20 protein-coding genes are annotated in these 23,202 nt (G+C 73.0%); 7 read left to right on the plus strand and 13 right to left on the minus strand.

Translation table 11 applies throughout. The features are described 5' to 3' along the window. Positions 1-32: 32 nt before the first annotated feature. Both HHX40_RS02065 and HHX40_RS37515 read right to left on the minus strand, forming a co-directional pair. Positions 33-746, minus strand: a complete 714-nt coding sequence (locus HHX40_RS02065) for a hypothetical protein (RefSeq protein ID WP_182879192.1) — start codon at positions 744-746, stop codon at positions 33-35. 111 nt (positions 747-857) lie between these two features. After that, positions 858-2,426 (minus strand): SecDF P1 head subdomain-containing protein, encoded by a 1,569-nt coding sequence (locus HHX40_RS37515; protein WP_182879193.1) that lies wholly within the window; start codon positions 2,424-2,426, stop codon positions 858-860. Positions 2,427-2,693: 267 nt separating this feature from the next. Between HHX40_RS37515 and ald the strand changes: the two genes are divergently transcribed. Continuing rightward, complete coding sequence (gene ald / locus HHX40_RS02075; RefSeq protein ID WP_182879194.1) at positions 2,694-3,812, plus strand: alanine dehydrogenase; 1,119 nt, start codon at positions 2,694-2,696, stop codon at positions 3,810-3,812. A 28-nt stretch (positions 3,813-3,840) separates the two neighbouring features. On the opposite strand, the gene HHX40_RS02080 is transcribed toward ald, so the two are convergent. Beyond that, positions 3,841-4,512, minus strand: coding sequence for a DUF3105 domain-containing protein (locus HHX40_RS02080; RefSeq protein ID WP_182879195.1), 672 nt, complete (start codon positions 4,510-4,512; stop codon positions 3,841-3,843). Between the two features lie 105 nt (positions 4,513-4,617). On the opposite strand from HHX40_RS02080, the gene HHX40_RS02085 reads away from it, so the two are divergent. Continuing rightward, positions 4,618-5,286, plus strand: a complete 669-nt coding sequence (locus tag HHX40_RS02085; RefSeq protein WP_182879196.1) for a DUF305 domain-containing protein — start codon at positions 4,618-4,620, stop codon at positions 5,284-5,286. A 66-nt stretch (positions 5,287-5,352) separates the two neighbouring features. Here the strand turns inward: HHX40_RS02085 and HHX40_RS02090 are convergent, their stop codons facing one another. Continuing rightward, on the minus strand, positions 5,353-6,201 hold the full coding sequence (locus tag HHX40_RS02090; RefSeq protein WP_182879197.1) for an alpha/beta fold hydrolase: 849 nt from the start codon (positions 6,199-6,201) through the stop codon (positions 5,353-5,355). Positions 6,202-6,304: 103 nt separating this feature from the next. Here HHX40_RS02090 and HHX40_RS02095 point away from each other — a divergent pair, with 103 nt between their 5' ends. Further along, positions 6,305-7,183 (plus strand): helix-turn-helix domain-containing protein, encoded by an 879-nt coding sequence (locus tag HHX40_RS02095; protein ID WP_310737902.1) that lies wholly within the window; start codon positions 6,305-6,307, stop codon positions 7,181-7,183. 19 nt (positions 7,184-7,202) lie between these two features. Here the strand turns inward: HHX40_RS02095 and HHX40_RS02100 are convergent, their stop codons facing one another. From HHX40_RS02100 to HHX40_RS02110, 3 genes are read right to left on the minus strand one after another with little or no spacing between them, the layout of a single operon-like run. Further along, positions 7,203-8,276, minus strand: a complete 1,074-nt coding sequence (locus HHX40_RS02100) for a threonine aldolase family protein (RefSeq protein WP_182879199.1) — start codon at positions 8,274-8,276, stop codon at positions 7,203-7,205. A 39-nt stretch (positions 8,277-8,315) separates the two neighbouring features. Continuing rightward, a complete protein-coding gene (locus HHX40_RS02105) occupies positions 8,316-8,981 on the minus strand; it encodes an SDR family oxidoreductase (protein ID WP_182879200.1) in 666 nt (221 codons plus the stop codon). Positions 8,982-9,004: 23 nt separating this feature from the next. Further along, a complete protein-coding gene (locus tag HHX40_RS02110; RefSeq protein WP_182879201.1) occupies positions 9,005-11,101 on the minus strand; it encodes a DUF6421 family protein in 2,097 nt (698 codons plus the stop codon). A gap of 174 nt (positions 11,102-11,275) precedes the next feature. Between HHX40_RS02110 and HHX40_RS02115 the strand changes: the two genes are divergently transcribed. Beyond that, positions 11,276-11,986, plus strand: a complete 711-nt coding sequence (locus HHX40_RS02115; protein WP_182879202.1) for a hypothetical protein — start codon at positions 11,276-11,278, stop codon at positions 11,984-11,986. On the opposite strand, the gene HHX40_RS02120 is transcribed toward HHX40_RS02115, so the two are convergent. Together HHX40_RS02120 and HHX40_RS02125 are read right to left on the minus strand one after the other, a co-directional pair. Further along, positions 11,926-12,588, minus strand: a complete 663-nt coding sequence (locus tag HHX40_RS02120) for a response regulator (RefSeq protein WP_138461286.1) — start codon at positions 12,586-12,588, stop codon at positions 11,926-11,928. The two genes, HHX40_RS02115 and HHX40_RS02120, sit on opposite strands and share 61 nt — an antisense overlap. After that, a complete protein-coding gene (locus HHX40_RS02125; protein ID WP_182877203.1) occupies positions 12,585-13,769 on the minus strand; it encodes a sensor histidine kinase in 1,185 nt (394 codons plus the stop codon). The genes HHX40_RS02120 and HHX40_RS02125 overlap by 4 nt, the downstream gene beginning before the upstream one ends. A 195-nt stretch (positions 13,770-13,964) precedes the next feature. Here HHX40_RS02125 and HHX40_RS02130 point away from each other — a divergent pair, with 195 nt between their 5' ends. After that, positions 13,965-15,581 (plus strand): zinc ribbon domain-containing protein, encoded by a 1,617-nt coding sequence (locus tag HHX40_RS02130; protein WP_182879203.1) that lies wholly within the window; start codon positions 13,965-13,967, stop codon positions 15,579-15,581. Positions 15,582-15,609: 28 nt separating this feature from the next. Next, positions 15,610-17,586: a serine/threonine-protein kinase gene (locus tag HHX40_RS35560; protein WP_259403202.1), complete on the plus strand. Its 1,977-nt coding sequence runs from the start codon at positions 15,610-15,612 to the stop codon at positions 17,584-17,586. A gap of 48 nt (positions 17,587-17,634) precedes the next feature. Here HHX40_RS35560 and HHX40_RS02140 read toward each other — a convergent pair whose 3' ends face one another. From HHX40_RS02140 to HHX40_RS02155, 4 genes are all read right to left on the minus strand, one after another. Continuing rightward, positions 17,635-18,390 (minus strand): adenosylcobinamide amidohydrolase, encoded by a 756-nt coding sequence (locus HHX40_RS02140; protein WP_396787654.1) that lies wholly within the window; start codon positions 18,388-18,390, stop codon positions 17,635-17,637. Continuing rightward, positions 18,387-19,223 (minus strand): ABC transporter ATP-binding protein, encoded by an 837-nt coding sequence (locus HHX40_RS02145; protein WP_310737903.1) that lies wholly within the window; start codon positions 19,221-19,223, stop codon positions 18,387-18,389. Before HHX40_RS02145 ends, HHX40_RS02140 begins: the two co-directional genes overlap by 4 nt. After that, positions 19,220-20,248, minus strand: a complete 1,029-nt coding sequence (locus tag HHX40_RS02150; protein ID WP_182877200.1) for a FecCD family ABC transporter permease — start codon at positions 20,246-20,248, stop codon at positions 19,220-19,222. The genes HHX40_RS02145 and HHX40_RS02150 overlap by 4 nt, the downstream gene beginning before the upstream one ends. Positions 20,249-20,334: 86 nt before the next feature. After that, positions 20,335-21,297, minus strand: a complete 963-nt coding sequence (locus tag HHX40_RS02155; RefSeq protein WP_182879204.1) for an ABC transporter substrate-binding protein — start codon at positions 21,295-21,297, stop codon at positions 20,335-20,337. A gap of 540 nt (positions 21,298-21,837) precedes the next feature. On the opposite strand from HHX40_RS02155, the gene HHX40_RS02160 reads away from it, so the two are divergent. Beyond that, a complete protein-coding gene (locus tag HHX40_RS02160; protein ID WP_310737904.1) occupies positions 21,838-23,196 on the plus strand; it encodes an acyltransferase in 1,359 nt (452 codons plus the stop codon). Positions 23,197-23,202 lie beyond the last annotated feature (6 nt).

Below are 23,202 nucleotides of genomic sequence, written 5' to 3' on the forward strand. Positions count from 1 at the left end.
GGCCGGCTCGCCGGCTCGGTCCGCTCGCGGGCTCAGTCGGCGATGTAGCCGATGGAGGTCACCTCGTAGCCGCGGGCCTTCGAGCCGCCCAGCCGCATGAACATCGCGCCGCCCTCGTAGGAGTAGGCGCAGCTGTAGCCCTTCGAGTCGCGGTTGCAGCCCTGGAAGATGTAGGCCACGCCCTTGGGGTCGAACCTGTTCCGGAAGAGCGTGGTGACGGCCCTGTTCGTGGCGGCCTCCAGACCCCGGTAGCGGTCGCCCGTGCGCCACGCCTTGAAGAGGTGGGTGGCCGCGGCGGACGGCTTGACGAGGTGCCGGGACTCGTACACCTTCACGACCTTCGAGCCCGAGACGACCATCAGGATGCCGTCGAGCCCGCCCGGGACGTTCACGCTGGTGTGGACGAACCGGCAGTCGCGCCCTCCGGTGCAGCCCGCGAACCTGTCCGGGGCCCGGAAGGGGTAGGCGAAGATCGTGGAGACCGCGCCGGCGGTGGCGACCCGGGAGGCCGCGTGGCGGTCCCGGCGCAGCCACGCGCCGAAGAGTTTCTTGGCGACCGTCGCGGGCGCGGGCCTGAGCCCCATGGACGCCGCCTGTGCGGCGGACGGGGCCGGGGCCTGCGCAGTGGAGTGCGCGGCGGAGTGCGCAGTGGAGTGCGCGGAGTGCGCGAGCGCCGGAGCGGCGGGGAGAAGCAACGCGGCGGCGACGGCCGGACCGGCCACGCCTCGCAACCATGGTGCTGACACGCTCCGCACGCTACCGGGCTCTGCTTGCACCCCGATTGCCCGCGGCTTGCACGCCCGCCGGACAGCCCCGGCGGGCGTTCCCGTCGCGCCGTATGCCTGACGGGGCGAGGGTCAGACCATGTCGTCGGGGTCGCAGGCGACGCCGTCGTGGTCGACGTCGACGTACCAGTCGTACTCGGGGTGACGGCCCTTCGTGTACGGCCCGGCGCCGTGGGCCTTCGCCTCCTTGCACGAGGCGTACCGGCCGCCGTTCCCTCCGCCCGCGCCCGCCGAGGTGAGAGCGGCCTGCGTGGCACCGGGCTGCGCGGCGCCGGTGCGGGAGCCGGAGCTGATCGTGCCCTGCCCGCCGTTCTGCTGGGAGACGCCGGGCGGGGTCGAGCCGGGCTGAGGGGCGTTCTGGTTGGTGCCGGACTGGTCGAGGCCCGGCTGGGTCCCACCCGGCTGGGTCCCACCCGGCTGGGTTCCGCCCGGTTGCGTGCCACCCGGCTGGGTTCCACCGGGTTGGGTTCCACCCGGCTGAGTCCCGCCTGGCTGAGTTCCGCCCTGCTGGGTTCCGTCCGGCTGGCCGGCGCCGGGCGTGGGGTTCTGCTGCTGGCCCGCGGGGGCCGATCCTCCGGTCAGCAACCCGATGATCGCGTCGGCCTGCGCCTTGTCGAAGCCCGCGATGCCGAGGCTGTCCTGCGTGATCTCCTGGGCGACGCGGGGCGCCGCGACGACCTTCTCGCCCACCACGACCGCGAGTTGCTGCTTGACGGTGTCCCGGGTGAGCTGGGCGATCTCCTCCCGGCTCGACGGCGACAGCACGAGCCGGACCGAATAGGTGCCGTCGTTGTCGGGCACCTCCTCGATCTTCTGCACGGTCTTGACCGTGACGCCCGGGTCGAGCAGGTAGCAGGTGGTTCCCTTGTCGTCCGGGATCGCGTCGGTCCCCTCGCAGGGCGCTGGCCGCACCCCGGTGACCGGGGCGAAGTGCACGGGGGTGGTCAACGTGTGGACAGGCGTCTGCTTGAGCGGGGGCGCGTCCGGATTGCGGGTCATCAGGACCGCGACCGCCCCGAGGACGCCGGACATCACGACCACCGTCACGAGCGCCGCCACGAGGGCGATCGTCGTCCCCCTCGCCGCGCGCGGCTCCGACGGCCCCTCCGGAGCCGCGGGGCCGGCGGGTGCGTCGAGGGGCACATCGGCCGGAGCCTCCTCGACCACCTCGACCACGACGTCGGACGGAACGGGAGGAAGGTCGGCGAGCACTTCGACGGGAACGCCGGGAGGAACGTCGAGGGGGACGCCCGGAGGAACGTCGGCGAACACGCCGGGGGGCAGGTCGTCCGGCCCAGCGGCGCCGGGATGCCCGGGCGCGCCGAGCCCCGCGGGTACCTCCGCGTCGCGGAAGCCGTCGTCGGGGAGGCCCGCGACCCCGTACGGGTCATCGGTCACGCGGGGACCGTACGGGTCGCCGCCCACGCCGGGAACGGCGCCGATCACCTCGGTCTGCCCGAACCCGTCCGGCGGGATCTCCTGCGGGCCGTACGGGTCGCCGGCCGCACCCGGTCCGTCTCCGGGCACGCCGTACTCCGCGGCGTGGCTGCCGCCGGGCGGGCCGTACGGTGCGGCGTGCCTGCCGCCGGGCCGGCCGTACGTCCCGGCGGGCACACCGCCGGCGTCGTCCGGGCCTGCCACGCTCTGCAACGGTGCCGTCTCAGTCCCCGGGGTCGGTCCGCCGGGCCGCGGACCGGGTTCCTCGTCTCCCGGCACGGGCGCGTTCTGCATCCCCACCTCGATCCCTGACATCGCTCGCAGAGCCTACCGACCTATGCCAACGGTAGGTAACCGGGCGACCATATGCGGTTCAGTGGCTTCCAATCCTGACCATTTGTCATGAATGCCAGCCAAATTGTTGCTCGTTGCCCGCTGCCAGGGCAAACACGGGGAGCAGACAGTGAGAACATGAAGGTGGGAGTGCCCCGAGAGATCAAGACCCATGAGTATCGCGTCGCGCTCACCCCTGCCGGGGCCAACGAGTTCGTCCGCAAAGGCCACCAGGTCGTCGTGGAGCAGGACGCCGGACGGGGGTCGGCGATCCCCGACGAGGACTTCGCCGCCGCGGGGGCGGTGATCCTCGACTCCGCCGACGAGGTGTGGGCGGAGAGCGACCTGATCCTGAAGGTCAAGGAGCCCGAACCGGACGAGTACCACCGGATGCGCGCGGGCCAGGTGCTGTTCACCTATCTCCACCTCGCCGCATCGGAGCCGTGCACCCGGGCCATGCTGGAGTCGGGCGTCACCGGCATCGCGTACGAGACCGTGCAGCAGCCCGACCGCACGCTGCCGCTGCTCGCGCCGATGTCGGAGGTCGCCGGGCGGCTGGCTCCCCAGGTGGGCGCCTACCACCTCATGCGGCAGGGCGGCGGGCGGGGGGTGCTGATGAGCGGCGTCCCCGGCACCTATCCGGCCAAGGTCGTGGTGATCGGCGCGGGGGTGTCCGGCATGAACGCCGCCGCCGTCGCCGTCGGCATGCGGGCCCAGGTGCTGCTGCTCGACCGAGACGTCGACCGGTTGCGCCAGGCAGACCTGGTCTTCCGGGGCGACTGCCAGACCGTCGCGTCCAACGCGTACGAGGTCGAGCGGGCGGTGGTGGACGCCGATCTGGTGATCGGCGCGGTGCTCGTGCCGGGCGCGAAGGCGCCGACCCTGGTGAGCAACGATCTCGTGGCCCGGATGAAGCCGGGGTCGGTGCTCGTCGACATCTCCGTCGACCAGGGCGGCTGTTTCGAGGACACCCGGCCGACCACGCACGCCGACCCGGTCTACCGGGTGCACGGTTCGGTGTTCTACTGCGTGGCCAACATGCCCGGGGCGGTGCCGCACACCTCGACGTACGCGCTGACCAACGTGACGCTTCCGTACGCGCTGTCGATCGCCGACCTGGGCTGGCGCGGGGCGCTGACCGCCGACCCCGCGCTCGCCCTCGGCCTGAGCACCCATCAGGGCCACCTCGCGAGCCGCCCGGTGGCCGAGGCCCACGGGCTCGAAGCCGTGCCCGTGGACCGCCTGCTGGTTCCCTGAGTCCCTCCAGGAGGGGCTACTACCCCGGTCAGGGGGACGCGCTGGGCATCGGCTCCTGGCTGGTCTCCGCCTGCGGCGGCGGGAGCGGCTGCTCGGAGGTGGTGCCGACGCCGCCCGTGCAGGACGCGCCGTACTCGGGGGTGTAGGTCGGGTTCTGCTTGTACTTCTTCACGAACTCCGGCAGGCGGGGGTCCTCAGCACCGTCGAGGGTGATCTGGTGGTCCCACGAGGAGGCGACGACCTTGGCCGGCAGGTTCGGGTACGGGCTCAGCAGCATGTAGTCGGCCGAGGCGATGGTCTTCAGCTTGTCGACCTCCGCCTTCGGCAGGTCCGGACGGTACGTGATCCACACCGCGCCGTGCTCCAGCGAGTGGACGCCGTGCTCGTTGTGGATGGGCTTGTCGTAGATGCCGCAGTTCTGCCAGTAGTAGTTGTGCTGGCCGCCGACGGGTGGGTTCTCCTTGTAGTCCACCTTCGCCCAGGAGTGGTCGGAGCCCTTGTAGTTGAAGGACTTGACCGCGCCGAGCGACTTGCCCGAACGGTCCTTCACCACCCAGACGGCGACAAGAGCGACCAGGACCACGATGACGAGGCCGCCTATGCCCCACATGAGAAGCGCGGCGCGCCGCTCCTTGCGCTTCTGGTCGGCGCGCATGCGGGCGAGGTGCTCACGCCTCGCCTGCGCCTTCTCCTTGGTCATCGCTCCTCCAAGCACTGATCACTGACGCCCCCGCTGGGTATGGAGAATAGTGGCTATACCTACCACTTCGGGTAGATCTTGTTTCGCGGCGGTACCCTGTGGGCGATGAGCACTGACCTCGACGCCTCGGTGGAGACCGCCTCCCCGCCCCGGCGCTCCTTCCCCGTCCTCGGGCTGATCGCCGTACTGCTCGCGGCGGCGGTGCTCGTGGTGTTCTTCACCAGGCAGGGAACGCCCTCGGACTCCTCCCCCGAGGCGGGGTTCGCGCGGGACATGGGGGTCCACCACGCCCAGGCGGTCGAGATGTCCTTCGCCCTCCGCGACAAGACCTCCGACCAGGCGCTGCGCGGCCTGGCGTACGACATCATCACGACGCAGAGCACGCAACGTGGAATTTTCATGGGCTGGCTGCAGCAGTGGGGGCTGGACCAGAGTGCGAGCCGCCCCCCGATGGCCTGGATGTCCGGGCACGGCCACGGCGGCGGGGCCGCCACCGCCATGGCGCCCGGCGGGACCATGCCCGGCATGGCCACTCCCGCCGAGATGGACAGGCTGAAGGCGGCCACCGGCAAGGACGCCGAGATCCTCTTCCTCCAGCTCATGATCCGCCATCACCAGGGCGGGGTGGAGATGGCCGAGGGCCTGCTCCGGCTCTCGTCGCGGGAGGAGGTGCGGGCCTTCGCCCAGCACATCGTCGACAGCCAGAACGCCGAGATCCGCACGATGAAGGAGTTCCTGGCCGCCCGCGGCGCCCAGCCCCTCCCCGCACCGTGACCCTCCCCGCGCCGTGACCCTCCCCGGCCGGCCCGCCGTCGGCTGGGGGTGACGGCGGCCGGGCCCTCAGCCCCTCCCGGCGTGGATCGCCGTGAAGGCCAGCAGGGGGCCGGCGGTCCTCGCCGGATCCTCGAGTATGGGCGAGTGCCCGAGACCGGGCAGCAACTCGACCTTCGCGCCCGGAACCGTCCGGTAGCCGGCGGCGGACGAGGATCGCCACCTGCGGTCGTCCTCGCCGAAGATCACCAAAAGCGGCTTGCCGAGGGCCGTCAGCCGCTCCGGGAGCGCCTGTTCCTCCAGGTAGGCGCGGGTGCCCACCATCGTCGCGGTGAGCGTGTGGTAGGTCATCATGCGTACCTCGTCCAGAAGCTCCTGTGGGATCCGATAGCCCGCGCGGCTGAAACCGGTGCTCGCGAACCGGCGGATCTGCTCGTCGGCCGGCGGCCACTGCGACGGTGCGATCGCGGCGGACTCGGATGCGATGAAGGCGGCCATGCCGGGTCCGGTGTTGATGAGCACGAGCGCGATCACCAGGTCGGGGCGTTGCTCGGCGAGAGCGGTGGCGACCGCGCCGCCGCTGGAATGACCGACCACGATCGCGCGCTCGACGCCGAGCCGGTCCAGTACCACGCCGGCCCGGCGTCCCTGGTCCGGGGTCGCGTAGCTCGGGCCGGCCGGTTTGGCCGACCGCCCGTGCCCGAGCAGGTCGATCCGGATGACGCGATGCGAGCAGGTCAGCAGCGGAACCAGGGAGTCCCACGAGCGGGCCGAGGAGGCGGACCCGTGGATCAGCAGGAGTGCCGGGGCGTCGCGGGGGCCGTCCTGGCACACGTGGATGTCGCCGTCGTCCAGGGACAGCGTCGAACTTTCGGTGGTCTCGGCTTCCGCACGCCGATCGCCTTCGGAAACAGTCATGCGCCCACTGTCGCCGCCGGTGCGCGCGGGCGTCTTGGACGAATGTTCCCCTCGGTCGTTCCCTCCGGTCGGTCCGCGCGGCGCTCGGCATAGCCTGGCGGTCGTGTCGGCTTTCGTGCACGGTGAGACGGTGTGGGACGTCGCCTGTCCGCGGGGGCCCGGCCGGATGGCCGGTGTCGCCATGGCCGGGTTCCGCGTCGGCGACCTGGACGCGCTCCGGATGGTCCCGCACCCGGCCGTGACGCTGCTGCTGGAATTCGGCGCCGGTTCGCCCGTCGTGGACTACGCCGCCGGGCGGCAGCAGCGCGGAAGCCTCGTCGCGGGGCCCGGGCTCGGCTCCGGAGGCGCGGCCTGGGCACGGGGGGAGAACGTCGAGTGCGTGCAGGTACGCCTGTCCCCGGTCATCGCACGCGCGATTCTGGGCGTCTCCCCCGCCGACCTCGACGGCGCCGTGGTGGCCCTCGACGACCTGTGGGGCCGGGAGGCGTCGCGGATCCGTGAGCGGCTGGCCGACGTCTCCTCCTGGGAGGATCGCTTCGCGTTGACCGGCGCGCTGCTCGCCCGCCGGCACGAGGCGGGGCCGCCGGTGGACCCTGAGGTGGCCTGGGCCTGGCGCCGGATCGCCGGAGGTCGCGGCCTGGTCCGGGTCGACCGGCTGGCCGCCGAGCTCGGCTGGAGCCGTAAGCGCCTGTGGTCCCGATTCCACGCACAGATCGGCCTGCCGCCCAAGCGCGCCGCGAAGCTGGTCCGCTTCGATCACGCCGCCCACCGCCTGGTCGCGGGCGGCAGCGCGGCCCGGGTCGCGGTGGAGGCCGGCTACGCCGACCAGTCCCATCTGCATCGAGACGTCATGGAGTTCATCGGGGTGACCCCGGCGAACGTGGCGGGCGAGCCGTTCCTGGCGGTCGACGACATCGCCTGGCCCAGCCGGGAGGCTCCCGCCAGACCGGATCTCCCGTCGGCCGGCAGTCCAGGTCCCTGATCCCGGGGAGAGGCACTCCCTAGGCGCGCAGTTCCTCGGCGAGCGCGGCGGCGAAGGCGTCCACGTCTGCCTCGGTGGTGTCGAAGGCGCACATCCACCGCACCTCGATCATCCCCCCGCCGATCTGCTCGTCCCAGTTGTAGAACTGGAACCGCTTGCGCAGCCGGTCGGCCACGTCCGCGGGCAGGATCGCGAAGACCCCGTTGGCCTCGACCGGCCGCGGCACGGTCACGCCGGGCAGGTCCCGTACGGCCGCGGCGAGCCGCCGGGCCATCGCGTTGGCCTGCCGCGCGTTGCGCAGCCACAGATCGCCCGCGAGCAGCGCCTCGAACTGCACCGACACGAACCGCATCTTGGAAGCCAGCTGCATGCCGGTCTTCCGCAGGTACGGCAGGCCCCTGGTCGCCGACGGGTTGAGCACGACGACGGCCTCGCCCAGCATCAGCCCGATCTTGGTGCCGCCGAACGACAGCACGTCGACGCCCGCGTCCGTGGTCAGGGCGCGCAGCGGCACGTCCAGGGCGGCGGCGGCGTTGGTGAGCCGCGAGCCGTCGAGGTGGACGCCCAGGCCGAGCTCGTGCGCGTGGTCGCAGAGCGCCCTGATCTCGTCGGGCGTGTAGACGGTGCCCACCTCGGTCGCGTTCGAGATCGTCACGGCTCGGGGCTGGGCCCGGTGCACGTCGCCGAAGCCCCACGCCTGCCGGTCGAGGAGATCGGGCGTCAGCTTCCCGTCCGGGGTGGGCACTGTCAGCAGCTTGAACCCGCCGACGACCTCCGGGGCGCCGCCCTCGTCGTTGTTGACGTGGGCGGTCTCCGGGCAGATCACCGCCTCCCAGTGCGCGCACATCGACCGCAGCGACACCACGTTGGCCGCCGTGCCGTTGAAGACCGGGAACGCCTCGGCCTGCTCGCCGAAGTGGCGGCGGAAGACGCCCTGCAGCGCCTCGGTGTAGACGTCGTCGCCGTAGGAGACCTGGTGCCCCTCGTTGGCGAGGGCGATCGCCTCCAGGATCTCCGGATGCACTCCCGCGTAGTTGTCGCTCGCGAAGGTGCGGATCGCCGGGTCGTGCCGCCGTACGGCATCGGTTGTCACGAAATCTCTCCCCACAACACTCAGCGGAACAGCGCCGGGTCAGCCGACCGGATCGGGCGTGAGGTCGATCCGCCGACCGTTGACCTCCGCCGCGTCCTGGTCCCACAGGGCCTCGACGGCCGCCGCGAGGTCCTGCACGTCCGTGAAGGTACGGTACGGCTTCTCCGGGTTCGCGGCCCGCATCTCGTCGTGCACCAGCGCGGTGACGACGAGGACCACGGCCGCGGCGGAGGTGCCGGTGAACGCGTCGGCGAGCGACAGCGTCCACGCCTCGGCGGCGGCCTTGGCGGCGGCGTAGGCCGCGCCGCCCTTCACGGGCTTGCGCGCCGCCCGGGCCGACACGATCACGAAGCGGCCGTCCCCGCTCGCCCGCAGCAGCGGCTCGAACTCCAGCGACACGTTCTGCAGGGTCCTGATCAGCAGGTCGTGCAGCAGGTCCCAGTCGTCGAGCGAGGTCTCGGCGAAGGTCTTCGACCCGCGCCAGCCGCCGACCAGGTGGACGACGCCGTCCACCCGGCCGTGCTCGGCGCGCACCCGCTCGGCCAGGCCGCGTACGGCGTCCCGGTCGAGCAGGTCGACGGCCAGAGCCCCGTCCGCCCCGGTCTTGTCCACGGCGACGACGGTGTCGCCCCGGCCGGCGAGCCGCCCGACGACGGCGCGCCCGGCCGGGCCGCCCGCCCCGGTGACCACGATCACCCTGCTCATCGCACGTTCCTCCAGGTCCGCGCTCACGCCCGGATGCCCCGGGTCGACTCCACCACGTCGGTGAGCTTACGGCGCAGCGCCTCGTAGAACATGCTCAGAGGGAACTCGTCGGGCAGCACGGCGTCGACCATGGCCTTCTGCTCGGCGGGCAGCGCCTCCGCGCCCCGCTGCCACACCGAGGCCGGGTCGGGCTCGACGTACGCGGACACGAGCCGGTGCGCGGCCAGCCAGTGGGCGCGCTTGGACCGGTCGATGCCGTCCCGGTAGAGCTTCTCCACCTCGGCGCGCAGGTCGGCGACGCCGTCCGCGACCCGCGGCCAGTCGACCGAGAGCCGGTTGTCGGTCCACCGGACGACGCCCTGCCGGTGCAGGTAGGCGAACAGCAGCTGGCCGCCGAGCCCGTCGTAGTTGCGCACCCGCTCACCGGTGATCGGGAACCGGAACAGCCGGTCGAACAGGATGGCGTACTGCACGTACCGCGCGTGCGGCACGCCCGCGGCCTCCAGCTTCACGGCCTCGCCGTACGCCGTGAGGTCGCAGCGCAGCTCCTCCAGGCTGTAGAGCCAGTACGGCATGCGCTGCTTGATCATGAACGGGTCGAACGGCAGGTCGCCGTGGCTGTGCGTGCGGTCGTGGACGAGGTCCCAGAGCACGAACGTGTCCTGGGCGAGATCCTGCGAGGCGAGCAGCCGGGCGGCGTCCGGCGGCAGTTCCAGCTTGAGCGTGGCGGCGGCCGCCTCGCTGACCCGGCGGAACCGGGCCGCCTCGCGGTCGCAGAAGATGCCGCCCCAGGTGAAGCGCGGCGGCGTCTGCCGCACCGCGACGGTCTCGGGGAACAGCACGGCCGAGTTGGTGTCGTATCCGGAGGTGAAGCCCTCGAACGCGATCGGCACGAACATCGGGTTGTCGTAGCCGTTCCGCTCCAGGTCGGCCAGCCACGCCGGCCACACGACCCGGATCCAGACCGCCTCGACGTTCCGGTTGAGGTTGCCGTTCTGGGTGTACATCGGGAAGACGACCAGGTGCTCCAGGCCGTCGGTCCGCTGGGTGTCGGGGTGGAAGGCGTTCAGCGAGTCGAGGAAGTCGGGCACGCCCAGCCCGGCCGCCACCCACGCGCGGAAGTCCTTCATCACGGCGTCGAGATACTCGCCGTCGTGCGGGAAGTGCGGCGCGAGCCGCGCGACGCCGTCGACGATCTCGCTGATGCACGCCACGGCCTCGTCGTGGTCGCCGGTGACCGAGCCGTCCTTGGCCTGCAGCGGGCGCAGCCGCTCCACGGCGGCCGCGAGCGCGGCGAACCCGGCCGCGACCTCCTCGTGCCGCGCGTCGCGCGCCGCGGCTCCGGACGCCTCGGGCACCCGGGCGGCCCAGGTCACGAGGTTGCCCCACAGCTTCTCGTGGTCGTAGTCGCGGATCGAGTCGTCGCCGAACAGGTCGGAGTCGGCCAGCACGACCACCCGGCCCCTGCCGTGCCGTACGGCGACGGCGAGCGGGGCTCCCGCGGGGTCGGCCGACGCGGAGGCGGCGAACAGCACGGTCGCCCCGGCGGGGACGCCGAGCGTCCCGGCGCGGTAGAAGCAGGCCCGCCGGACCTCCGCCAGCAGATCCTGGGCCACGCCGCCGGGCTCGGTCACGGCCTGCGCGGAGGGGACGCCGAGGACCCAGGTGGCCACGGTGTTGTGGCAGTTGCCGGGGTCCTGCACGGTCGCGTGCTCGGCCGTGACCCCGAAGCGGGCGAGCAGGGCGCCGAGGTTGCTGCCGTACTTGTCCTGCTCGTGCTCGGCCAGCACGATCAGCCCGCCGCCGCCCGCGACGTACGCCTCGACGGCGTCGATCTCCGCGTCGGCGAAGACCGGGCTGCCGGAGCCGGTCGTGCGCTCCCAGCGGGCGTCGGAGGGGTGCGCCACCACGAAGACGTCGCACCCGTCCAGTACGGCCGGGGTGACGGGACCTTCGGTGTGCGCACGGACCGTGTGGCCGAGCCGCCGCAGCGTCCCGGCGGCCTCCGCGTAGCTGTTGTCGTCGGGATGGGCGGGATTGATGGCCTCGGCGACCTCCCGCCGGATGGTCCAGGCCTCGCTGTGCGCCTCGTCGAACAGGACCGACGGGAAAGCCTTCATGAAAAATCTCCCGTAGTGTGAGCCGTCTTCCGGAAAATATACACATACCTCGCCTGAAGGCGATAAGTAGCCCCAGCGGATGAGGACGCATCATCCGGGCGGCGGACGAGTCCGCCGCGTTCCGTCACCTACGGTCCCCGGCTGTAGGAAGACGGACCCGAAGGGGAAAGATCGATGTTCAAACTGTCCGACTCGGTGGCCTTCCGGCGAAGCGTCACCGGAGTCCTGCTGTTCGTGGCGCCACTGCTGCAGTTCGTCGCGCTCCTGGTCGACCCCGGCACGTGGGGCGACGACCGCGAGATGGTCAGCTACGGCGCCAACCCGGCGCTGGCCCAGCTGGAGTCGGCGCTCTACCACTGGAGCTGGATGCTCGTCCCGATCGCGGCCTTCGGCCTGCTGCACCTGGTGCGCAAGAAGTCCGTCGTCTTCGGGCACATCGCGGGCGGAATGACGATCATCGGGTACATGAGCGTCTCGGCCCTGCTCCTCATGGACCCCGTGGAGTGGTGGTTCGGGCAGCACTACCCGGTCGAGCAGGGCGAGAAGATGTTCAACGAGGTGTTCGACATCCCCGGCGTCGTCTTCGGCTTCACGCTGCCGTGGATCTACTTCGGCATGGTCGGGCTGCCGCTGCTCCTGCTGGCCGTCTCGCGCACCGGGTTCGTCCACTGGTGGGTGCCGGCCGTGGTCGCCGTGGGCTACCTCGGCGCGGTGGCGGTGCCCTACAGCCCGGCGACGATCCCGTTCTGGGGCGCCCCCGTCATCGCGATGGGTTACCTCGGCCTCAAGGTGCTCAAGATGACGAACGCCCAGTGGCGGTCGTACTACCCGAGCGCCGACCCCGGCGTCACCACGCCCGACTCGTACGCGAACACGACCGCCTGAGCGCGGTCGCGCAGGTTCAGCTTCATGAGCACGCGGGCGACGTGGGTCTTGACCGTGGCCTCGCCGACGAAGAGCTCCTTGGCGATCTCGGCGTTGGTGTGGCCGCGGGCGAGCATCCGCAGCACCTCCAGCTCACGCGGGGTGAGCTCGGCGAGCTGCGGGGGCCGCACCGGCTCGTGCCGGCCGGCGAACGACGCGATCACCCGCGTCGTGACCGCGGGGTCGAGCAGTCCGTCCCCCGCGGCGACCACCCGGATCGCCTCCACGAGCTGCTCGGGCGGCGACACCTTCAGCAGGAAGCCGCTGGTGCCCGCCCGCAGCGCGGCGTACAGGTTCTCGTCGGTGTCGAACGTGGTCAGCATGATGACCTTGGGCGGATGGGGCGAGTCGAGCACCCGCCTGGCCGCGGCGAGGCCGTCCATGCGCGGCATGGAGATGTCCATCAGCACGATGTCCGGCCGCACCCGGGTCGCCAGGGCGACGGCCTCGGCGCCGTCGGCGGCCTCACCCACGATCTCCATGCCGGGCTCGCTCTCGACGACCATGCGCAGCCCCGCCCGGATCATGGCCTGGTCGTCCGCGAGGACGATGCGGATCGTCAACTCGCCGCCTCGCTCATCGGCGCCGCCTGCGCGATCGGCAGCGTCGCGCGGACGCGGAAGCCGCCCTCCGGCCGCGGCCCCGCCTCCAGGCGGCCGCCGAACAGCTCGGCCCGCTCCCGCATGCCGATGAGTCCGTTGCCCGTGGACAGCGCCGTCGCGGCCCGCCCGCCGTTGTCGGCGATCTCCAGCTCCAGCCGGTCGGGACGGTAGGCGACGACGATGCGGGCGTCGGCCTCGCCGGCGTACTTGACCGCGTTGGTGAGGGCCTCCTGGACGATGCGGTACGCCGACAGGTCGAGACCGGGCGCGAGCCGTACGGGGTCGCCCTCGGTCTCCAGCGTGACGCGCAGGCCGGAGGACGCGACCGTCGAGATCAGGTTGGGCACCATGTCGAGCCCCGGCTGGGGCAGCGCCTCGTCCTGCGGCATCCGCAGCGCGCCGAGCATGATCCGCAGCTCCTCCACCGCGTCGCGGCCCGCCTGCTCGATGCCGGAGAGGATGGCCGCCTCTGGGCCGGGGCCGTCCTCCCGCGCCACGCCCATCCTGCGCCGCAGCGCCCCGGCCTGCATGACCATCATGCTCACGCTGTGGGCCACCACGTCGTGCAGTTCCCTGGCGATGCGGTTCCGTTCGGCGGCGACGGCCTCGGCGGCCCGCCGCTCCCGTTCCATCTCCAGGCGCGCCGCCCGATCGGCCATCCGGTGCGCGCGCAGGAGATAGCCGCGCAGGGCCAGGCCCGTGGCGTACGCCGAGCCGAACATCACGGTGAGGAAGATGACCTCCTCGAACGGCAGGAACCGGTGGTCGACGGCGCCCGAGTCGAAGATCAGGATGCCCGCCAGCCCCCAGGGCCCGCCGTGCCGCACCGGCAGGTGGGCGCCGATCGTGTGGAAGACGATGAGCAGCGCGGCGAGCTGCCAGACGGGGCACTGCTCGTAGCCCTGCCGGTGCCACACGTACTGCGCGAGGATCATCAGGATGAAGACCGTCACCGGCGACCTGCGGCGGTACCAGACCAGCACGCCGGTGACCACCGCCTGCCCGACCCACCACAGCTCGGGTGTCTCGGCCGCGCCGTAGCTCCCGGCGACCGTGAACGCCTCAAGGGTGCCCAGCGCCATGATGGCCAGGCCGATCAGCAGATCGACGCGGGGGACCGAGCGAAGGGGGGAAACGCGCATGACGCGCAGCGTAACTCTTATCCGGCATAACGCGCATCAGTCGAATCTGCCCAGCAATCGCCCTGCAAGTGGTTGTCAAGTGACTGACTGATCATTGCCCTGTATCAAGTGGATGTCAGTCACGGTGCTCAGCTTGTCGAGCACCGTCCGCACTGAGACGCTTTAACCGATCCGAGAAGGCCGAGGAGACGCAGAATGCCCCGCCTGCACTCTCTTGTCGCGGGGCTGGGCGCGTTAGCCGTGCTCGCGGCGCCCATGCTCCACCCACACCCGAGCGGCTCCACCGACCGCGTGACCCCGGGTGCCGTACGCGTCGAGTCGTCCTCCACCGTGTCCATCACACTGCTGGACGACCGCGGCGTGATCAAGCAGATCGCCCGGAAGTACGACGTGGACCTCGACGGAGGCAGCGGCTTCACCATCACGCCCGACGGGGTGGTCGTGACCGCCACCCAGGTCGTGCAGTCGGCCCAGGACCCCCGGGTGTACGCCGCGAACCGGGTGTTCGCCGAATACTTCAAGGTCAAGGTGCCGGCGGACTTCAAACGGCACACGCTCGACGATCCCGACCTCGACCGGCGGCTCCAGGGGTGCTACCCGCCCCAGGAGAGCGACTCGACCTGCATCGCGACGGTCACCACGAACGTCACCGTCTACCCCTACCTCGACCCGCCGACCGGAGGGCTGCCCGCGCAGATCCTCACGACCGGGACCTCCCCGGCCGCCCCGGCCGTGCTCAAGGTCACCAAGGGCGGCGAGAAGCAGTCTCTGCCCACGGCGCCCCTGGGCACCACGATCGCCGGCAACATCGCGTCGCTCGACGTGATGACGCTGACCGGCAGGCCGTCGGCCAAGCTGCCGCCCAAGCTCGACACCGCGCACCTCGACCCGCCGGGCAGCCGGACCTTCAAGGACGACGAGCGCGCCAAGCTCGCCGGGCTCCTCGCCGAGGGCGCGCCCGGCGCGGCCCTCATCGACGACGGCAAGAGCGAGGTCGTCGGGCTGCTCGCCGGAGGCGGCGACGTCCCGCTGACCATCACGCCCGCCGACGAGATCCGCACCGCGCTCGTCGGCGTCGGGATCACCCCCCGCCGCGGCCCGGTCGACGTGGTGTACGAGAACGCGCTCGCCTCCTACCACAACAAGCTCTACTCGAACGCGGCGCCGGTGCTGGAGCAGGTGCTCAAACTCCGGCCCGACCACGCCGTCGCGGCCGACCACCTGCGGGTCGCCAAGGCCAAGGCGGGCACGGCGGAGGACTCGGGCGCCAAGCGGCCGGCCCGTCCGGTGCAGGCGGAGCAGCCCAAGTCGTCCGTGTCGCCACTGGTCTGGGCGGCGGGCGGCGTCGTGGTCCTGGTCCTGCTCGTCGTGGGCGTCGTGCTGCTGCGGCGCAGGAGCGCCGCCGGTCACGCCGCTCCCGAACCCCAGGACCTCGCCCACGCCGACGCCCACCATGACGCCTATCCCGTCAGTCACCCGGGCGGCGGGCCGGCGGGCGAGGCCGGTGACGCCGGCCCCTCCTGGCCGCCGTACGCCGTCACCAGGGTCTTCGGAGCCGAGGCCGCCCGGTCGCCCGAGGTCATGCGGCCGGCGCCCTCGGGCGGGCCGGCGGCCCAGACGCCGGTGGACTCGTCGCCGCCCGGCGGGCACTCCCACCCCCCGGACCCGTCGCCGCCGCAGGGGCGGTCGTACCCGCCGGACCTCTCGCCGCCACGGGGACAGGCGCAGCTGAAGTTCTGCACGCAGTGCGGCATGCGACTGGGCCAGGGACATCGTTTCTGCGGCTTCTGCGGGAACCCGGTCGACCAGTGATCCGAAGAACGTTCAGGGGGGAATCCGCATGACGGAGGGGCCGGTGATGCCTCCGCTCATCGGGCGGCGACTCGGCGACTACACGGTCGAGGCGGTCGTCGGGCGCGGGGGGATGGCCACGGTCTACCGTGCGCGGGACCAGCGGCTCGGGCGGGCCGTGGCGTTGAAGGTGCTCGCGCCGCAGCTCGCCCAGGACGACCGCTTCCGCGACCGGTTCGTACGGGAGTCGCGGCTGGTGGCGAGCATCGACCACCCCAACATCATCCCCGTGTACGAGGCCGGCGAGCGCGACGAGCTGCTGTTCATCGCGATGCGGTACGTCGAGGGCTACGACATGCGCAAGCTGGTGCAGTCGGAGGGGCCGCTGCCGGTCGGGCGGGCCAATCCGCTGTTCGCGCAGATCGCCTCCGCGCTGGACGCGGCGCACGCCAACGGCCTGGTGCACCGGGACGTGAAGCCGGCCAACATCCTGGTCACCCGGTCCGAGCACGTCTACCTCACCGACTTCGGGCTGACCAAGAGCTCGTCGGCCGAGGCCGGGCTGACCAGCCACGGGCACTTCATGGGCACCCCGCGTTACGTCGCTCCCGAGCAGATCCGCGGCCTGCCGGTGGACGGGCGCAGCGACCTCTACGCCTTCGCCTGCGTCGTCTACGAGGCGCTCGCCGGGCAGCCGCCGTTCCAGCGGGACACCGAACTCGCCCTGCTCTACGCCCACGTCTCGCACGATCCGCCGCCGCTCACGCCGTACCGGCCGGACCTGCCGCACGCGGTGAACGCCGTGCTGACGCGGGCGCTCGCCAAGGCGCCGGAGGACCGGTACGCGACCTGCCTGGCGTTCGTGTCGGCCCTGCGTGACGCGATCAGCGGCGGAGCGGGCGGCCCGGCGGAGGGGGCCTCCTCCTACCCGCCGGTCTCCTATCCCGGCGGGTCCCATCCCGCCCAGTCCCAGCCGGCCCAGTCCCAGCCGGCCCAGTCCCAGTCGGCAGGGTCGTATCCCCCGGCGTCGTCCTCGGTCCCGCCGTCGTCCGTACCGCCGGTCTCCCGGCCCTCCGCGGGGCAGCCGGCCTCATACCCCGGCGCCCAGCACGGCTCGTATCCCGCCACCCACCCGGGCACGCACCCCGGCCCGGGCTCGTACCCCGGCGGCCAGGCCGGATCGCACCCTGGATCCCACCCTGGATCCAACCCTGGATCCAACCCTGGATCTCAGCCCGGTTCGCATCAGGGGTCGTATCCTCCGGGGTCGCGTCCCCCCGGCGCGCAGTCCGCGGCCTCGCATCACGGCTCACCCCACGGCTCACATCACGGGTCGTATCCCCCTGGGTCGTCCCACACGCAGGCCACGGTCGCGGCGGGGACGGGGAGGCCGCCGGCCCGGCGCAAACTCCCTCTCGGACCGCTGATCGGCGGCCTGGCGGTCCTGACGGCCATCGCCGTCGCCGCCACGCTGCTGCTCACCAGGGGCGGGGACACCGCCGCGACGTGGAACACCTACCCGGGCAGCACCGCCGCGCCGTTCACCATGGCCTACCCCTCGACCTGGGGCGAGGCCAGGACCAACGCCGACCAGTGGATGATCGCCTCCCCCGCCCGCGACGAGTTCGACGCGCTGTTCGCGGTGCCGGGCAACACCGACTGGTCGAGGGTGAACCCGATCATCACGGGTCAGCCGGATCGCGCCAGAGGGGTGTTCGCCCAGGTCAGCAATACCTTGAGCCTCTCCGACTCGCCGATGGAGCTCCAGGAGAGCCTGCAGACGGCCTTCCCCGGCACGGTCGCCTACACCGGCGTCCCGTCCCCCACGACGGTCGGGGCCAAGCCGGCGTTCCAGATCGAGGGCGTGCTGAGCGACCCCCAGCAGGGCGGCCGGCTCGACTTCTACGCCTACCTCGTGCGGCAGGGCGACACCGGCACCGCGGTGCTGATCACGTTCTTCTGTCCGACCGGCAAATGCGACCGCGGCCTGATCGACCACATGGTGAACACCGTCACGTTCAAGTAGCGGCCGCCCTCACAGACCGCCCTCACAGACCGCCCTCACAGACCGCCTTCACACAGCGGCGCGTTCCGCCCAGTCGCGGGCGCCGTCGAGGACGGCCCGGTGGACCGCCCGGGCGATCCGCGCGCCCCAGACGGAGCGCGGGCCGCCGAACGGCTCCGCCGGGCCCTCCCGCCGTACGGCCACGCAGACCGCGTCCGACGCCGTCCCTGTGCAGGGGAAACCCGCCTCCAGCAGCGCCTGGGTCTTGGCCTCGGTAACCGTCATGACGGCGTTGACCAGGGCCGCGTCGGAAAAGGCCACGGGCGCCGCCACCAGGATGTTGACCGTCCCCGGGCGTGGCAGGCACGCCGCCGCGTCCCCCGGGCCGGGGGTCTCCCGGGTCGCCTCCCGCCCGCGCTCCGGGGCATGTCCTGGGGGCCTCCGCCCGGGCTGTGGCACGGCCGGCAGGCCGGGGTCGGGCACGCCCTCGGGTGACGCCGCCCAGGTGGGCACGCCCAGGCCGACCGTGGCGGCGGCCTCCGCTCCGCCGTCGGCCGCCACGCGGAACCGCTCGACCGGTGCCGCCGTCATCATGCCGACGCCGGGGCCCGCAGGGCCGAGCGAGGCCATGTGCTCCACCGGGTCCATGCGCGCGTAGCCGCTCGCGACCTGCGCGTTCAGCACCCACTCCCGGGGGCCGATCCCGCCGCCCAGCATCGCCGAGGAGATCATCCGCCAGCCCGGCCCGAACCGCCACAGCAGCGTGCCGAGACGCGCGCCGTCCTCGGCGCGGTGGGTCAGCGACGGCCGCGGCAGGCCGGTCACCTCTCGTCCCCGGCGGGGATCGGTGCAGGCAGCGGCGGGCGCACCAGGTGGACGAGCGGCCGCCCGTCGGCTCCGGGCTCCACCCGGACGCGGGCGCCGAAGTGCTCGGTCAGCAGCGGCTCGGCCAGCACCCGCCCGGGCGGGCCCGCCGCGACCGCGCGGCCCGCGGCGAGCAGCACCAGACTGTCGGCGTACTGCCCGGCGAGGCTGAGGTCGTGCAACGTCGTCACGACGGTCAGGCGGTCGGCCAGGCGCAGCCGGTCGACGAGTTCGAGCACCTGCTGCTGGTGCCCCAGGTCGAGGGCGGTGGTCGGCTCGTCCAGCAGCAGCACCGGCGCCTGCTGCACCAGCGCGCGGGCGAGCACGACCCGCTGCCGCTCGCCGCCCGACAGGTGCCCGAGCGGCCGGGTCGCGAAGCCGTCCAGGTCGAGCCGCTCCAGCACCGACCGCGTCACCTCGCGGTCCCGGGCGCTCTCGCTGCCCAGATAGGAGATGTACGGGGTGCGGCCGAGCGACGCGTAGTCGTACACGGTCATGTCGGGCGGCAGCGCCGGGCTCTGCGGGGCGTAGGCCACCAGCCGGGCCCGCCGGCGCGGGCGCAGGCCGTCCACGGCCGCGCCGTTCACGAGCACCTCGCCCTGACGCTCCACCAGCCCGGCGACGGCCCGCAGGAGCGTCGACTTGCCCGCGCCGTTGGGGCCGATGACCGCCAGCCACTCCCCCGGCGCGGCCGACAGGGTGACGTCCGCGAGCACCGGCCGCCCGCCCAGCGTGACGCCCAGCCCGCGCGCCTCCACCGCCGGGACGCCGGGGCCGGCGGCGTCGCCGCTCACGTCTCCACCCGCCGGGTCATCCGCAGGACGGCGACGAAGAAGGGCGCCCCGACGAACGCGGTGACCACCCCGATGGGCAGTTCCGCCGGGGCGAGCACCGTACGCGCGATGGTGTCGGCCAGCACGAGGAACGCCGCCCCGCCGAGGAACGACAGCGGCAGCACGACGCGGTAGGACCACCCGGCGAGCCGCCGGACGACGTGCGGCACCACGATCCCGACGAAGGCGATCAATCCGCTGACGGCCACCGCGGACGCGGTGGCGAGCGAGGCGGCCAGCAGCACGGTGAATCGCACGCGCGTCGCGTGCAGGCCGAGGCTGACCGCCTCCTCGTCGCCGACCGACAGCACGTCGAGCAGCCGCCCGTGCAGCAGGACGACCACCGTCGACACCACCGCGTACGGCGCGATCATGCGGAGCTGCTCCCACCCGCCGCCGACGTCGCCGAGGATCCAGGAGTAGATGCGCTGCAGCTCGTCGACCTTGAGCTGCTGCACGAAGGTCTGGATGGCGGTGAGGAACGAGGTGACCGCGACCCCGGCGAGCACGAGCGTCGCGGTGCCGCCTCCCCGGCCCGCCGTGTGTCCCAGCGCGTACGCGAGGACGACCCCGCCGACGGCCCCCGCGAAGGCGGCGACCGGCACGGCCGCCACCCCCGCGTCGCCGCCCAGGAAGACCACGACGAGCGTCACCGTGAGCCCGGCCCCGGCCGCCGCGCCGAGCAGGTACGGGTCGGCCAGCGGGTTGCGGAAGACACCCTGGTAGCCCGCCCCCGCGAGGGCGAGCAGGCCGCCCACGACGGCGGCCAGCAGCACCCTGGGCACCCGGAGCTGGAAGACGATGCCCTCCTCGTTCGGCTGCAGGCCGGAGTGCAGGGACACCAGCGGCAGCCGGTCGAGCAGGGCCAGCGCGATGGCGCGGGGCGAGATGACCGCCGCGCCCGCCGCCAGGCCGGCGATCAGGCTGACCAGCAGCACGACGCACACGACGAGCAGCGCCCGGCGTGACCGGCCCGCCGCCGTCACCCCGTCACCCGGACCCGCCGCGGCACCGCTCTCACCGCGATCCCGGGAGCGTGCGCGTCACCGGGGGCCTGCGCGTCACCACCGGCTCAGCCCGCCGCCTTCTGGACGGCGTCGCTGACGACCTGGGCGAGGTCGGCGACGCGCGGTCCCCAGCGGGAGGCGACGTCGTCGTCGAGCTCCACCACGCGGTCCCGCTTCAGGGCGGCCAGGCCGGACCAGCCCGGCCGCTTGGCCAGCGCGGCGGCGTTCTGACCACAGCACTTGGTGTCGCCGAGGAAGATCAGGTCGGGGTCGGCCTTGGCCACGAACTCCGCCGACAGCTTGGGGTAGCCGCCGGCCGCGTCGGGGGCCTCGTCGGCGATGTTCTTCAGCCCGAACAGGCTGTAGACCTGCCCGATGAACGTGCTCGACGTGGCCGCGTACGGCGTGGTGTCCAGTTCGTGGTAGTAGGTCAGGCCCTTGCCCTTGGGCGCCGCCGCGACGAGCGCGTCGATCTTCTGCTTGACGCCGCCGGCCACCTCCTCGGCCTTGTCCACGTTGCCGGTGGCCGCGCCGAGGTCCCTGATCTGGTCGTAGGTGTCCTCCAGCTTGGTCGCGGCGGGCTCAAGCAGCACCGGGACGCCGACCTTCCCCAGGCCGGCGACCACGCCCTCCAGGTCGTTGGCGAGCACGACGAGATCGGGCTTGGCGGCGGCGATCGCCTCGACGTTGGGCTTGAAGCCCGACAGCGACGTCTTCGGCGCCTCGAGCGGGTAGTTCGACTGGTCGTCCACCGCGCCCACCTGGCCGCCCGCGCCGATCGCGAACAGGATCTCGGTGGCCGTCGGGGACAGCGACACGATGTGCTCGGGCCGCTTGGCGATGGTCACCGCGCCGTTGCCCGCCTGGATGGTGACGGGGAAGGCGCCGCCCGAGGCGGCGGGGTTCGAAGCGGCGGGGTTCGAGGCGGCGGGGGACGCGGAAGTGGCGGAGCCGTCGCTCTGGCCGCAGCCGGCCAGTCCGAGCACGCCCAGCACCACACCCGCGACGGCCGTACGCAGGGGCCTCACGAGGGTCCTCCAAGGGGGGAAAGCCGGGAAATCGAGAGACCCGCGGGATAGGACGGATCACCCTTTTCCACGAGGGTTGACGGCGTCGGCGCGCAACGCAGGCGACCTGGCTCGTCCCCGGGGGCGGGGAACCACAGTTGCGGGACAGCGCCGGGTTCGCACCGGACTTCGCTGCGCTGCGCGCGTCGGACGCAACGGTACCAACCCGCCTCGCGGCGCCGTCATCCTCCCCCGGCCGCCGAGGTCCGCCCGCCTGCCCGTACGCCGGGGTGGTAGGGCAGGCCCCACCCCGATGGTGGGGGCTCGCCCATGATCGGGAGTAGTGGCTCCGTCGCTGCGCCGGACGGCGGCCGGGCGGGACCCTGGAGCGGCCGGGCGGTTCCCGGCAGAAGCTCCTGACGGACTGTCTCCCCCACTCCTCCTCAGTCCGCGGGCCGGCGCCGGAGCGCGCGGTCGCGGCCGGTCCCCGCTCCGGCCGGGCCCGTGACGGACGACCGGCGTCCGGCAACCGACGATCGACACACCGAAGGCGGCTCCCCCGTGTCCCTGACCATGCTTCCCCCCGCCCCCGCGCGGGCCCCGGCCGCCCCCGGGCCCCGGGACCGCTTCATCGACATCCTGCGCGTCTTCGGGATGGTCCTCGTGGTCGTCCAGCACTGGGCGATGCCGGTCCTGTCGTACGCCGGAGGACGGCTGACCACGGGCAACGCCCTGGCGGCGGCTCCGTTCGTCACCTGGATCTCCCAGGTGATGCCGCTGGTCTTCTTCGCCGGGGGCGCGGCCAACGCGATAAGCTTCCGGTCCGCGGCGCGCCGCGCCGGCCTGTCGGACACGCGCGAGACGGGCCGGGAGCGGTCGACGCGGCGGCCGACCGCGGAGAAGCGGACGGCGCGGGAGTGGACGGCGCGGCGGGTGCGCCGCCTGGCCTGGCCGGTGGCGCCGCTCGCGGCCGTCTGGCTGCCGCTCCCCCACCTCCTGACGGCGCTCGGCGTGCCCCCGCAGCCGGTCGAGGTGGCCGCGCGGACCGTCGGCCAGTTGCTGTGGTTCCTCGCCGTCTACCTGCTCGCGGTGGTGGCCACCCCCTGCCTGCTGCGCGTACGGGCCGGGGTCGCGCTGCCCGTGCTGGCGGGCGGCGCGGTGCTGACGGACGTGGTCCGCTTCTCGGGGCTGGAGGCCGCCGGCTATCTCAACGTCGCGTTCGTGTGGCTGGCCGTCCACCAGGTCGGCTTCCGGTACGCCGACGGCGGCCTGGAGTGGCTGCGGGGACGCCGCGCGGCGGCGCTCGCGGTGGCCGGGTTCGCGATGGTGGCGGCCCTCGTGGCGGCCGGGCCGTACCCGGCCAGCATGATCGGGATGCCCGGCGCGATCTCGAACATGGCCCCGCCGAGCGCGTGCCTGCTCGCGCTCTTCGCCGGCCAGCTCGGCCTGGCGATGCTGCTGCGCCCCGCCCTGAACGCGCTGGCGCGCCGGCCCCGCGCCGAGGCGGTGCTCACCGCGCTCGCGCCCCGCATGATGACCGTCTACCTGTGGCACATGACGGCGCTCGTCGCCGTCGCCGGGCTCGCGACCATCGGGTTCGGGCCGAGTGCTCCTCTCCCCGGCCTGGCGGCCTGGTGGAGCGGCGCCCCACTGTGGCCGGCCGCCCTCGCGCCGGTCCTGCTCGGGCTCACCGCCCTGTTCGGCCGGTGGGAGGAGCCGGCGGGAGCCGCCACCGGCCGGCACATGGCGGTCGCCGCCCCGCTCGTCGGCGGCGCGCTGCTCACCCTCACGGTCACCGGCTTCGCCCCGGGGCCGGCGCCGGTGATCGCGTCGATCGCCCTGGTCGGGGGCCTGTGCCTGGTCAGCCGGAGGGCACGCCTCGCGGGGCCGGTCCACCGCTCGGGTGAACCGGCCCGATGAGACGCC

Source organism: Microbispora sp. H10949 (assembly GCF_014161435.1).
GTDB classification, from domain to species: domain Bacteria; phylum Actinomycetota; class Actinomycetes; order Streptosporangiales; family Streptosporangiaceae; genus Microbispora; species Microbispora triticiradicis.